This window comes from Thalassospira sp. MIT121401, assembly GCF_047125595.1.
GTDB lineage: Bacteria > Pseudomonadota > Alphaproteobacteria > Rhodospirillales > Thalassospiraceae > Thalassospira > Thalassospira povalilytica.
The window spans coordinates 3,915,132-3,927,681 of the sequence record NZ_CP138926.1 but is presented as its reverse complement, the minus strand read 5'-3'; the positions used below and the strand labels follow the sequence as shown (position 1 = coordinate 3,927,681).

At 55.2% G+C, this 12,550-nt stretch carries 11 protein-coding genes; 3 read left to right on the top strand and 8 right to left on the bottom strand.

The features are described 5' to 3' along the window. Nucleotides 1-40: 40 nt before the first annotated feature. Nucleotides 41-1,474, bottom strand: coding sequence for a metalloprotease TldD (gene tldD / locus SIB88_RS18145; protein WP_412558737.1), 1,434 nt, complete (start codon nucleotides 1,472-1,474; stop codon nucleotides 41-43). Between the two features lie 228 nt (nucleotides 1,475-1,702). After that, nucleotides 1,703-2,758, bottom strand: a complete 1,056-nt coding sequence (locus SIB88_RS18140; RefSeq protein ID WP_412558736.1) for a COX15/CtaA family protein — start codon at nucleotides 2,756-2,758, stop codon at nucleotides 1,703-1,705. A gap of 255 nt (nucleotides 2,759-3,013) precedes the next feature. Here SIB88_RS18140 and SIB88_RS18135 point away from each other — a divergent pair, with 255 nt between their 5' ends. Then, on the top strand, nucleotides 3,014-3,574 hold the full coding sequence (locus tag SIB88_RS18135; RefSeq protein ID WP_412558735.1) for a bifunctional precorrin-2 dehydrogenase/sirohydrochlorin ferrochelatase: 561 nt from the start codon (nucleotides 3,014-3,016) through the stop codon (nucleotides 3,572-3,574). Next, on the top strand, nucleotides 3,571-4,314 hold the full coding sequence (locus SIB88_RS18130) for a phosphoadenylyl-sulfate reductase (RefSeq protein ID WP_101248184.1): 744 nt from the start codon (nucleotides 3,571-3,573) through the stop codon (nucleotides 4,312-4,314). Before SIB88_RS18135 ends, SIB88_RS18130 begins: the two co-directional genes overlap by 4 nt. Nucleotides 4,315-4,366: 52 nt before the next feature. Here SIB88_RS18130 and SIB88_RS18125 read toward each other — a convergent pair whose 3' ends face one another. Continuing rightward, nucleotides 4,367-5,821 carry a deoxyguanosinetriphosphate triphosphohydrolase gene (locus SIB88_RS18125; RefSeq protein WP_412558734.1) on the bottom strand — a complete coding sequence of 485 codons (1,455 nt, stop codon included), beginning with the start codon at nucleotides 5,819-5,821 and terminating at the stop codon, nucleotides 4,367-4,369. Nucleotides 5,822-5,953: 132 nt separating this feature from the next. Beyond that, complete coding sequence (locus tag SIB88_RS18120) at nucleotides 5,954-6,373, bottom strand: DUF4870 family protein (RefSeq protein WP_412558733.1); 420 nt, start codon at nucleotides 6,371-6,373, stop codon at nucleotides 5,954-5,956. A 226-nt stretch (nucleotides 6,374-6,599) separates the two neighbouring features. On the opposite strand from SIB88_RS18120, the gene gor reads away from it, so the two are divergent. Further along, nucleotides 6,600-7,961, top strand: a complete 1,362-nt coding sequence (gene gor, locus SIB88_RS18115) for a glutathione-disulfide reductase (RefSeq protein WP_412558732.1) — start codon at nucleotides 6,600-6,602, stop codon at nucleotides 7,959-7,961. Between the two features lie 64 nt (nucleotides 7,962-8,025). Here the strand turns inward: gor and SIB88_RS18110 are convergent, their stop codons facing one another. From SIB88_RS18110 to SIB88_RS18095, 4 genes are all read right to left on the bottom strand, one after another. Further along, nucleotides 8,026-9,228: a mandelate racemase/muconate lactonizing enzyme family protein gene (locus SIB88_RS18110; RefSeq protein WP_412558731.1), complete on the bottom strand. Its 1,203-nt coding sequence runs from the start codon at nucleotides 9,226-9,228 to the stop codon at nucleotides 8,026-8,028. 75 nt (nucleotides 9,229-9,303) lie between these two features. After that, on the bottom strand, nucleotides 9,304-10,611 hold the full coding sequence (locus SIB88_RS18105) for a TRAP transporter large permease (RefSeq protein WP_114114039.1): 1,308 nt from the start codon (nucleotides 10,609-10,611) through the stop codon (nucleotides 9,304-9,306). A gap of 85 nt (nucleotides 10,612-10,696) precedes the next feature. Next, nucleotides 10,697-11,290 carry a TRAP transporter small permease subunit gene (locus SIB88_RS18100; protein ID WP_412558730.1) on the bottom strand — a complete coding sequence of 198 codons (594 nt, stop codon included), beginning with the start codon at nucleotides 11,288-11,290 and terminating at the stop codon, nucleotides 10,697-10,699. 194 nt (nucleotides 11,291-11,484) lie between these two features. Continuing rightward, entirely contained in the window at nucleotides 11,485-12,513 is a 1,029-nt protein-coding gene (locus SIB88_RS18095) for a TRAP transporter substrate-binding protein (protein ID WP_068517222.1), read from the bottom strand. Nucleotides 12,514-12,550 lie beyond the last annotated feature (37 nt).

The following is a 12,550-nucleotide window of genomic DNA, read 5'->3' as shown; positions in this document are numbered from 1 at the left end:
TGGCGAAAACCCCTGCATCCGGATGAGTCAGGCCGGATTATCAGACAGCGGTCCCACCCACTGTCAGGCCATCAATGCGCAAGGTCGGCTGGCCAACGCCAACCGGCACACCCTGTCCATCCTTGCCACAGGTGCCGATCCCGTTATCAAGCGCCATGTCATTGCCGATCATGGAAACCTTGGTCAGGCTGTCGGGGCCATTGCCGATCAGGGTCGCGCCCTTGACCGGTGCGCCAAGCTTTCCGTCTTCGATCAGGTAGGCTTCCGATGCGGAAAATACGAATTTGCCCGACGTGATGTCGACCTGGCCACCGCCGAAATTCACGGCATAGATGCCTTTTTTGACGGACGCCAATACTTCTTCGGGTTCCTTGTCACCGCCCAGCATATAGGTGTTGGTCATGCGCGGCATCGGCGCATGGGCATAGGATTGGCGACGGCCGTTACCCGTTGATTTCACCCCGGTCAGACGCGCATTGAGGCGATCCTGCATAAAGCCTTTGAGGATACCGTCCTCGATCAAAACGGTGCGCTGGGTCGGTGTGCCTTCATCATCAATGGAAAGCGACCCGCGGCGATCATTTATGGTACCGTCATCAACTACCGTGACACCCGGCGATGCAATGCGCTGACCAAGCAGCCCGGCAAAGGCCGATGTGCCCTTGCGGTTAAAATCACCCTCAAGGCCATGGCCGATGGCTTCGTGCAGCAGAATGCCCGGCCAGCCCGGGCCAAGCACCACGGTCATTTCACCCGCAGGGGCGGCGACGGAATCAAGGTTCACAACAGCCTGACGAAGCGATTCATCAACGGCCTTTTTCCAGGTTTTCTCATCAAAGAAACCGTCATAGCCGATCCGGCCGCCTTCGCCATGCGATCCGGTTTCCATGCGGTCGCCCTGTTTGACAACGACCGAGACATTGAAACGTACCAGCGGGCGGATATCGCCAATGCGCTGCCCACCCGGACGCCAGATCTGCACGGCCTGCCAGTTGCCGGAAATCGATGCGGAAACCTGAACAACGCGCGGATCACGCGACCGGGCATAGGCATCAATCTGGGCCAGAAGATCAACCTTGGCCTCGAACGTTGCTTCGCCAAGCGGGTTCACGTCGGAATAAAGCGACACATTGGTGCCGATTGATCCCAAATCGACCTTGCCCGAACGACCTGATCCGACCGCCTTGACGGTTTCGGCCGCACGCGCAATCGCATCATTGGACAATTCGTTGGAATGGGAAAAGGCCGTGGCTTCGTCGGCAACCGCACGCAGGCCAAAACCCTGGGCGGTATCGAAATTCGCACTGCGCAGGCGTCCGTCATCCCATACAAGGCTTTCGGACTGGCGATATTCCAGGAACAGTTCCCCGTCTTCGGCGGTACCCAGTGCGTCATTGACCTGTGATTCAAGCCGGTCACGATCAAGATCGCCCTTGGCGAAAAACAGATTATCAGTGGTGCGAAGATCGGTCATGAAACCTCCTTGGGGGCTGAGAATTTCAGCCTGGGCAATTTGACTTTCCCTTTGTGGCAAATGGCCGTGATGCCAGATATTCCCGAAAAATGTCCGGGTATCCATCCGTGCCGGCCGGTGCCGTCAAAGGTACTTTTCGGTCAATGGCAAAGAACCATTGCCGTAGCGTTTTATATAGACCGCAAAGCACGATTATGAAAGCCCGCGGCACTGTTTGTTCAATATTGATCAGTTCTCGGAACGTAACCGGTATGCGGCATAGGTTGCCGTACCGACCAGGACCACCGCCCCGGCCTGATGGGCAACGCCAAGCGGAAGCCAGATGACACTGAGCAGGGTCGAAATGCCAAGCGCAACCTGAAGGCAGGCCGCAGCCAGAACCAGATGCGTGGCAAAGCGCTGATCAGATGTCAGGTTCCATTTGCCCGCACGCCACCAGAAGACCATAACCATGACAAAGGTCAGTTTCGCCAACCAGCGATGATCCCATTGCACGGTCATATGGTCCTCGAACGGGGCCAGCCAGACCGGGTCAAACACATAAAGTCCGTCGGGGATCAGTTGCCCGTCCATCAGCGGGAAGGTGTTAAAGGCATATCCGGCATCAAGCCCGGCAACAAAGCCACCGGAAAGGGCGGTAAAGACAATAAGCCCCAAAAGCTGCCAACTGCGCCTTGATGCATTTGTGGCAATCGTACGCGGTGCAAACTGTTGCAGTCCGACCCACAGAAGGGCGATGAAAATCACCAGTGCCAGCCCGAAATGTGCGGTCAGGCGATACTGGCTGACATCGGGGCGGTCGACCAGGCCGCTCATCACCATGTACCAGCCCATCAGGCCTTGAAGACCACCAAGAATGAACAGGCCCCACAGTTTCCACTTGGTGGTGCCATCAATCGACTTTTTGGCCAGGAACCAGACGAACGGGATAAAGAACACAACCCCGATCAATCGACCCCAAAGGCGATGGATGAATTCCAGCCAGAAGATCGATTTGAAATCTTCGACCGACATCCAGGCATTGATTTTCTGGAATTCGGGATACTGGCTGTATTGCTGATAAAGGGCGGTCCAGTCTGCTTCGTTCAGCGGCGGGATAATGCCGGTGAACGGACGCCATTCAACGATTGAAAGTCCCGACTCTGTCAGGCGGGTCAGGCCACCGATCACCACCATGATAAAGACCATCGCCGCACACCCGAAAAGCCAGATGGCAACATTCTTGTGTGCAACAGGGGCGGTGGTCGGGTGATTGGACAGGGCAGGGGCGGCACTGCTTGGCATCGGGACGCTCTCTTGGTCGTTATTCTCAAGGGCACAGATGTGCTTGAATTTGGCCCAATATAGGGGCTTTTTCGAAAAATTGCAGGAAAAGCTTTACGGGCGCAGGTGGCCTTTCGGATCAAAAATCACCATGCTTATTAAACACAAAATAAACTGTTATATAAATATAAAACACATAAAAAATGTATTGAATGTTTTCATTTCCACACCCATAGTCATGGACAACAAACAGAAACTACGTTTAGAGGATCGACGATGTTTCCCATCAATCTGGACCTTACGCGACTTTCGGTCGCTTTGGTTGGGAACGGTCAGGCAACCCTGAACCGTTTGCGCCAGTTTGACGGTGATGGGGCAAGATACGTCACCGTTTATTCAGAAAACCCGATACCCGAACTGGTCGATCAGGCCGGTGATCGCCTGCATCGCTATTTGCCGAATTCGGCGGATGTGAATGCGGCATCGATCATGTTCATTGTCGACCTTGGCGAAGAAAAGGCAGCCGAACTTGCCGCCATTGCCAAGGCCGTCGGCACCATTGCCAATGTCGAAGACGTCAAAGAATACTGTGATTTTTTTTCGCCAGCGCGGGTTCAGCGCGGTGACCTGATGATTACAGTATCGACGAACGGTCACAGCCCGCGGCTGGCGGGCCGTATCCGTCGCGCGATTGAAACCTGGCTGGTGCCAACATGGGACAAGCGCCTGCGCGAATTGTCCGACCAGAGAGAGAAATGGAAAGCCAGCGGTGCCGATATGCAGACACTGCTGCAAAAGACCGACGAATATATCGATCGGCGGAGATGGTTGCCATGAATGTCATGCGTGAAGAAGATATTGTTTCTGGCGGCTCCATGTCCGTCGAAGAAGCAACCGATCGTGCCGCGCGCCTGCTTGACAAATATGGTCATTTGCAGGGCGTTTCGCTGATCGAACCGATGGTGCATGAAGAATTCCAGGGCCGCGTGACCATGACCTCGTCTTTCGGGACCGAGGCCGCGGCTTTGCTGGCGCTGGTTGCCGAGGTGGATCGTGATCTGCCGGTGATTTTCCTCGATACCCGCAAGCTGTTTGGTGAAACCCACAAATACCGGGAACAGCTCGTCGATCAGCTGGGCCTGACCAATATCCGGATCATGCGCCCGGACGAGGAAAAGCTTAAAGCCGAAGACCCTAACGGGATGCTGTTTGCCTCGGACACCGCGAAATGCTGCTACCTGCGCAAGGTCGAACCGCTTCAGCGTGCGCTTGAAGGCTATGATGCCTGGCTGACCGGTCGTAAACGGTTCCATGGCGGGGAACGTGATGCCCTTCCGGTGATCGAACCGGCCGGCACGCGGATCAAGATCAACCCGCTGGCGGGCTACAAGCGCGAAGATATCGAAGATATCTTTGAGCATCGTGCGCTGCCACGCCATCCGCTTCAGGCCGAAGGTTTCCTGTCGATTGGCTGCATGCCCTGCACAGACCGCGTTGATCCCAATTCAACCGATGTACGTGCCGGTCGCTGGGCCGGTCAGGACAAGACCGAATGCGGTATTCACTACATCATCTAGGCACATTGTTGCTTGAAACGAAAAACCCGGCCATCTGGCCGGGTTTTTTCATTCAGATCGTAATGCCCTGAAGCTTGCGAAACAGGGTGACGGCATAGCGATCCGTCATGCCAGATATGTAATCCATCACCCGCATCAAACGGCTGTAAAGATCGGGCGCCTCGGACAGTTTGCCCGACAGAAGCTTGTCGATCCGGTCCGCTTGTGGCGGCAAGCGCTTGCCATGATTTTTATGTTCGTCAATGTCGATGGCAGCACGGACAAAGCTGTCGAGAAGACCGTTAATCACCTCAAACCCGGCCATCTCGATCGGCAGGACATGGGGCGCATTGTAAATCTTTTCGACCGCAAGCTTCTTGCAGGCCTTGGCATGTGGACCAAGCGGGGTGTTGGCCAACAGATCGCCTTCAAGTGTGCCGGCCAGAAGCGCGTCTTCATGTTCGATAAAGGCATCAACTGCGGCCTTGACCAGATTGCCGATGGCCTTGCCGCGCAGGAACCCGATCCGGTCATTTTCCGATTTCTCGGCATACCAGCCCTCGGCACGAAGGTCTTTCCAGCGTTGTTCGGCATCACCCTGATATTTTTCCGGATGGCGTGCAATCGGGGCAAGGGCACGTTCGACTTCCTCGAAACTGACACAGCCCAGTTCCCAGCCATCTTCAAGATCAACCACCGAATAGCAAATATCGTCCGCCGCCTCGACAAGGTAAACCAGCGGATGGCGCCGCCATGCCCCGTCAAACCCGTCAAGCGGGCTAAGGCCGCAAACGCGTGCAATGGCAAAGGCGATGTCGCGTTCCGCCTGGTAATAGCCGGGCTTTTTAAGGCCGGTATATTCCTTGCGGCGGCTATCGGGGACCGACGTGCTGCGCGGATATTTGATGAAACTGCCAAGCGTTCCGTATGTCAGGTTAAGTCCGCCGTCAAAGCGCTTCATTTCAAGCTGGCTGATAATGCGCAAGCCTTGCGCATTGCCTTCAAAATGACGAAGGTCTTCAAGCTCCGGCCCGGAAAGGCGCGATGTCAGCTCATCCTTGGCAAGGCGCGATGTGGTGAACCATTCATTGATGGCATCTTCGCCGGAATGGCCAAAGGGCGGATTGCCGATATCATGGGCAAGACAGGCCGCCTGAACCATATAGCCGATATCGGCGACCGTGGTTTCCGATCCTTCGGGCAGGTTTTTGACGATATGTGCCCCGGCCATCAGGCCAAGTGACTGCCCGACCGATCCGACTTCAATCGTATGGGTCAGACGGGTATGGACATGGTCGTTATCGGAAAGTGGATGAACCTGTGTCTTGTTCTGAAGACGACGGAACGAGGAGGAAAAAATCACTCGATCCACATCGATCTGAAATGGGCTTCTGCCATCTGGCGTGGGATAGGGCGCACCTTCGGGCAGGCGGATTTTGCCATCCCGAAATTCAAGCCGATGAGATGAAAGAAGGTTTTCCCAGCGCATTTTATCGCCAGACCCTTGCGCAGACGACGCCAATGTCATGGCGGTGCTACCCCTGTCCGTGTCGTATATCTTGTGTTCCGACTGACTTTAACGGGCGAGGGAGTCCGGTGCAATCGGGCAAAGTGATTTCGCGCCGATTGCACCATTTTAAAGCATCATTGGAATGCCGGCTTAGCCGAAGAACCAGCTTTGCGGGTTGTCGATCGGACGCCCGTTAAGGGCACGCAAAAGCCCGATCGCATTGCGCCCGATGAACCATGCACCGTTATACAAGATCATTAAGCCAACGATTGCCCAACCGAGGAGGGGAATCCAGCCAATCAAGAAGGAGAAAATGCCTGTGATGATCCAGTAAAGTGTACTGATCCAGAAAGTCCGGATCACAAAGGTGTAGTGGCTGTTGGTCCAGTGATTGTCATCTTCGCGCGCGAAATAAGAAACGATCAGCGCAATCAACCCGGTGGCAAAGACCGTAAACAGGGTTGCGATCATAAGCCCGTAACAGACAAGAGCGGTATTGCCGCCACGCTCGTCCGCATAATGCGGTGCATTGTCAAAAGACGCATCCTGACCGTGAATATGGTCATTCATCGAGTTTTTCCTTTATTCATCGCAATCCCCATCGCGTCTTGCCCATCATATAGCGCGAAAGTTTAAAAATGCTATCTCGGGTTGGTTAAACTGATCATCCTTTTTGATCTTCACGGCCCTTCACACGAAATTTACGGCCACTTTGCTTGGTTTTACCTCGACTTTGGGAATTATCGCCCTACATTTGGCGCCATGTTGTCAATTGACCGAAAATAGGGATTTCCGCATGTCGGACTTTGATTTTGATCTGTTTGTAATCGGTGCCGGATCGGGTGGCGTGCGCGCAGCCCGCGTGGCATCGGGATATGGTGCAAAGGTCGCCATCGCCGAGGAAAGCCAGGTCGGCGGTACTTGTGTCATCCGGGGCTGTGTGCCCAAAAAGCTTCTGGTGTACGGCGCACATTTCGCCGAGGATTTCGAAGACGCATCTGCCTATGGCTGGACCCTTCCGGGGGAGCCGACCTTCAGCTGGAAAACGCTGATCGCCAACAAGGATGCCGAAATTGACCGTCTGAACGGCATCTATAAAAAGCTTCTGGCTGGCTCGAATGTCGAACTGTTTGAACATCGCGCCACCTTCAAGGATGCCCACACCGTCATCGTTGGCGACCGCGAAGTCACGGCCGAACGCATTCTGATTGCCGTTGGTGGCCATCCGACCAAGCCCGATATTCCGGGGGCGGAGCATGCCATCACCTCGAACGAGGCATTCTATCTTGATGAGCTGCCCAAACGCGTTGTCGTGGTTGGCGGTGGCTATATCGCGGTTGAATTTGCCGGGATTTTTGCCGGTCTTGGATCCCGTGTGACCCAGCTTTATCGCAGTGAACAGATCCTGCGCGGCTTTGATAACGATATCCGCAACCATCTGGCCGAGGAAATCGTTAAAAAGGGCATTGATCTGCGCGTGAACACCAATGTCACCGCGATTGAAAAACAGGCAGATGGCAGCCTGTCACTGACCCTGACCGATGGTTCGACCATGATTGCCGATCAGGTCATGTTTGCCACCGGGCGCGCCCCCAATACAGCGGGCCTTGGTTTGGAAAATGCCGGTGTTGAAACTGATAAACGCGGTGCTGTCAAAATCAATCAGGGTCTTCAGACCACGACCGAAAACATCTATGCGGTTGGCGATGTGACAGACCGGGTGCAACTGACCCCGGTTGCGATCAAGGAAGGCATGGCGTTTGCCGATACTGTTTATGGCGGCAAGCCTTGGCACATGACCTATCAGGCGATCCCGACCGCCGTATTCAGTCAGCCGCCGGTCGGTACCGTCGGCCTGTCCGAGGAAGAAGCACGTGCCAAGGGTGGCGAGGTCGTGATTTACAAATCGACCTTCAAACCGATGCGCCACACCCTGTCGGGCCGCGATGAAAAAACGCTGATGAAGCTGATTGTCGATAAAACCACCGATGTGGTTCTTGGTGCCCACATGGTCGGTCCGGATGCAGCCGAGATCATTCAGGGCATCGGCATTGCGGTTCGCATGGGTGCGACCAAGGCCCAGTTCGATCAGACCGTCGCAGTTCATCCGTCCGCGGCCGAGGAATTCGTCACCATGCGGTTCCCGGTTTCCGAATAAACCCGATTGATCGGGCTGAAATCAAAACAGGCGGTGCTGTATGGCACCGCCTGTTTGCCTTTGCTTATTCAGCAACCGACTTCCGTCGCGAAACCGTAAATGCCTTTTCAAGGTCCGGGTTCAGTTCTGTACCCAGTCCCGGTCCGTCGGGGATGGTGATCATGCCGTTTGTGACGGTGGGCAAGTTGGTCACCAGATCGCGATACCAGGTGTTGTAGAACGCACGCACACTTTCCTGTACCAACGCATTGGGCGCATTAAGCGACAGATGGGTGGATGCGGTCAGAACAATCGGCCCGGTGCAATCATGCGGCGCGACCGGCAGGTGCCAGGCTTCGGCCATGGCGGCAATCTTGCGGGCTTCGGACAGGCCGCCGCACCAGCTTAGATCAAGCATCACAACCCCGGCAGCATCGGTTTCAAGCAAGTCGCGAAATGCCCAGCGCGATCCGAGTGTTTCCGATGCGCAAATCGGGGCCGGTGAAACCTCGGCATAGCGTTTCAGGCTTGAAAGACTGTCCATCTTGATCGGGTCTTCGTGCCAGAACGTCTGATAGGGGGTGAGTGCCTTGGCGATTTGCTGGGCAGGGAGGAGCTGCCACATCGAATGGAATTCGACCATAATGTCGATCTTGTCGCCCACGGCCTTGCGGATTTTCTCAAACGGTTCGAGACAGGATTTCAGATCCGGCAGCGATATATATTGCCCGCGGGTTTTTTCAGCTGCGATATCAAACGGCCAGATTTTCATCGCTGTAATGCCGTCTTCCAAAAGCGATTCTGCAAGCTCATCTGCCCGATACAGGAACCCGTTCAAATCGTCATAATCCTTGGCCGATTTGGCATTCAGATCATAGTTGGCCGTGGTCTGGCCCGTGGCCTTTTTGATGTATTCGGTGCCGGCGCAGGTATTGTAAGTGCGGATTTCACGGCGTGAAAAGCCGCCCAGAAGCTGGGTGATCGGAAGGTTGGTGGCCTTGCCGAAAATATCCCAAAGTGCGATGTCAAAGGCCGAATTGCCGCGTACTTCCGCACCGGATGACCGAAACCCGACATAGCCGACAAGATCCGCCGACAGAAGATCGATTTGCAACGGATCGCGTCCGATCACGCGCGGGGCGACATATTCATGCAAATAGGCCTCGACCGTTTCAGACATGAAGAATGTCTCGCCAAGGCCGGTAATGCCTTCGTCGGTATGGACCTGTACCCACAACAGATTGGGGCGTTCAGCAATGCGGACGGTTTCGATGGCGGTGATTTTCATCGGTGGTGACCTTTAATACGCAAATCATACGCAAAAGGCGGAGCCACGCGGCTCCGCCCAAAGGGATCAGTCAGATTATCGCCCAGTAATGCCCGGGAAGATAATCAGAAGCGCAACCGCCAAAATCTGAAGACAGATAAAGGGCAGAAGGGCCTTGAAAATATCGCCCAGTGATATGTCGGGCGGGGCAACGGATTTAAGATAGAACGCGGCCGGGCCAAAGGGCGGCGACAGGAAGCTGACCTGCATGTTCATGGCAAACAGAACGCCAAACCAGACCGGATCAAAGCCAAGCTGTTTAACGATCGGCACAAAGATCGGCATGGTCAGAAGTGCGATGCCCACCCAATCAAGGAACATGCCAAGCACAAACAGGATCAGCATCATGAACAGGATGATCATGGTCGGATCATCGGAAATGCCGGTAATCAGGCCCGATACGAACTTGATCCCGCCCATCAGGTTGAACACCCCGACAAGGGCCGATGCACCAATCCCGATCCAGACAATCATGCCACAGGTCGAAAGCGTTTGAATGGCCGCGGCCTTAAGCATCGTAAGCGAGAATTCACGACGCAGGATGGTCGATACAATCACCCCGGCAACACCAACTGCCGATGCCTCTGTGACCGATGCGATCCCGCCATAGATCGACCCAAGAACACAGAAAACCACCAGAATGGGCAGGAAAAGCCCCTTAAGCAGGCGCATTTTTTCCGAATGGGGGATTTTTTCGGTTTGGGGCGGCGGCGCGACATTGTCGCCGGTATAGGACCGGAACAGGACATAGGCGACATAAAAGCCCGCCAACATGAAGCCCGGCACAAAGGCCGATGTAAACAGATCGCCGATCGAAACATTGGCGGTCAGGCCGTAAATGATCAGAACAATCGAAGGCGGGACCATGGTACCAAGCGACCCGCCCGCACATACCACACCGATTGCAAGGTTCTTGTCATAGCCCTGACGCAGCATCTGGGGCAGGGCAATCAGGCCCAGCAGCACAATTTCGCCGCCGATGATGCCGCTCATGGCGGCCAGAATGACCGCAACAAAGATCGTCTGAACCGCAACGCCGCCGCGCAAACGTCCGCCAAACAGCCGCATGGCATCAAACAGATCACGCGCAATCCCCGATCGGTCAAGGATCGCAGCCATCAGCACGAACATCGGGACCGAGACAAAGACAAAGGATGAAACGAATGAATAAACCCGGCTGGTGATCAGCGGAACGGCCATCGGGCCGAACCATCCCAGGGTAAAGATCAGGGCAATCAAAAGCGTAACAAAGGCCAGCGGCATGCCGGTGATAAGAAAACCAAGCAGCATGACGAACATGGCAAGTGTGCCGTATTCAATGCCAAGGGACTGTAAATCAAACATCAAGCCGGTTCCTGATTGCGCATTGTGGCGCGTCGAATGTCATGTGAAAGCGATGGGGGATGTTGGCATTTGGCATGCGGCGGGCCTAACTTTTGGCATTCTTGCCGCCAAGGCCGCGCATGTAATTGATGGCCAGAATGACAAACTGAATGGTCAAAGCCACCATCACGATCAACAGAAAGATTTTAAGAAGCGACGGAAAAGGCGGGTTCCAGGCCGATCCGCTGGTTTCAAGGCGGATCGATCCGTCCGGGGCAAAGGCCGCACGTCCGACCATCAACCATGCCGCCCAGGCAAAGAAGCCCGATGCCACCGCGCAGATCACCGAAATGGCGATATCAAGTGCCCGGCGCATTTTCGGTCCGGCAATATCATAAAGAATGACCACCCGGATGTGCTTGTTGCGTGACGCACAGAACAGGCCGCCAAACACAAATCCGATCCCGCACAGGAATGTCGTTGTTTCATGGGCCCAAAGTGTCGGGCTGTCAAAAACATGGCGCATGATGATTTCAATGATCAGCACGCTCATCGAGGCCAGAAATCCGATGGCAAAGACGGTGCCGACCTTGTCGACCATCTTGCCATAAAAGCCGGATTCCGCCGGGACCGTCACGGTGTCCTCGTCAGCGATGGCCGCCGGGGTGGTCGGCGCGTTCTGTTCCGCGGGATGGGTCATTATCAGGTAATCCTTCGGGACGATATAGAAACAGCCTGCAATCTGACACGCGGGGGAGGCCGCACCGGTCCCGCCGTCTCGAACGGTACCGGTTGTCAGATTGCACCGGGCAGACCGGGTGGTCTGACACCGCAGGCTGTTGCAACCGGGGCAGCAAGCATGGTGCTTGCCACCCCGATCAGGTTCGACAGGTCTTAGATCATGCCCTGCGAGGTCAGATATTCCATCAGGGTATCATAGACCTTTTTGGCATTTTCGGAACGTTCGGCAACTTTCGCCCACTGTTTGGTGGCAATGGCGCGGAACTTGTTGCGTTCTTCCTGAGACCAGTTGTGAATGGTGATGTCACCCTTGGCGCGGGCTTCGGCAACTGCCTTCATGTCCTTGGCGACCAGCTGGGAAACTTCATCCTGTGCAAGGTCGCGGACCGAAACGGTCAGGATTTCCTGAAGATCGGCCGGAAGGCCATCCCATTTCGCCTTGTTCATCGAAACTTCGACCAGCGGCATGGAATGGAAGCCCGGATAGACCGGATGTTTGGCAATGTCGTGCAGACCCTGTGCCTGGTTGGTCGAGAACACGGTGTAATCGGCAGCCTCGATCACTTTTTTATCAAGAGACGTAAAGACTTCCGAACCCGGAATATTGACCGGGGTGGCACCGGCAGCAGCAAAGACTTCGTTTACCATGCCTTCGGGCGCGCGCATTTTAAGGCCCTTAAGGTCGTCAACGCCATCAAGCGGAACGGCGGAAACGAATGCTTCAAGACCCGGGGTGGTCGCACCGATGAAATGCAGGCCATAAGGCTCGACCAGTGAATTCATCAGTTCCTTGCCGCCGCCATATTCCATGAAGCGGAACATTTCCTGCGGGTCGGACCATGCGCCAACCGGGTTGGCAATCAGGCCGAATGCCGGATCCTTGCCCGAGAAATAGCTGGTATCGGTGATGTGACCGTCAAGAATGCCGGCCGCAATCGCGTCCTGGGTTTCGTTATGTTCAACAACCGATCCAACCGGCAGCATTTCGATCGAAATGCGACCACCGGTCAGGGTGCCAACGCGTTCTGCCCATTCCTGCTGAATGATGAAGTTCGGGTTGCCGGCCGGGTCACTGGACTGGAATTTGAAGCTGTAATCCTGGGCGTTTGCGGCAAACGGGGCGCTTACGCTCATGGTGATGGCAACGGCTGCGCCGGCCAATGTTTTCAAGGACATGTTCATTTGTTTTCTCCCTGGGTTGATTTTTATACGCGGTTCC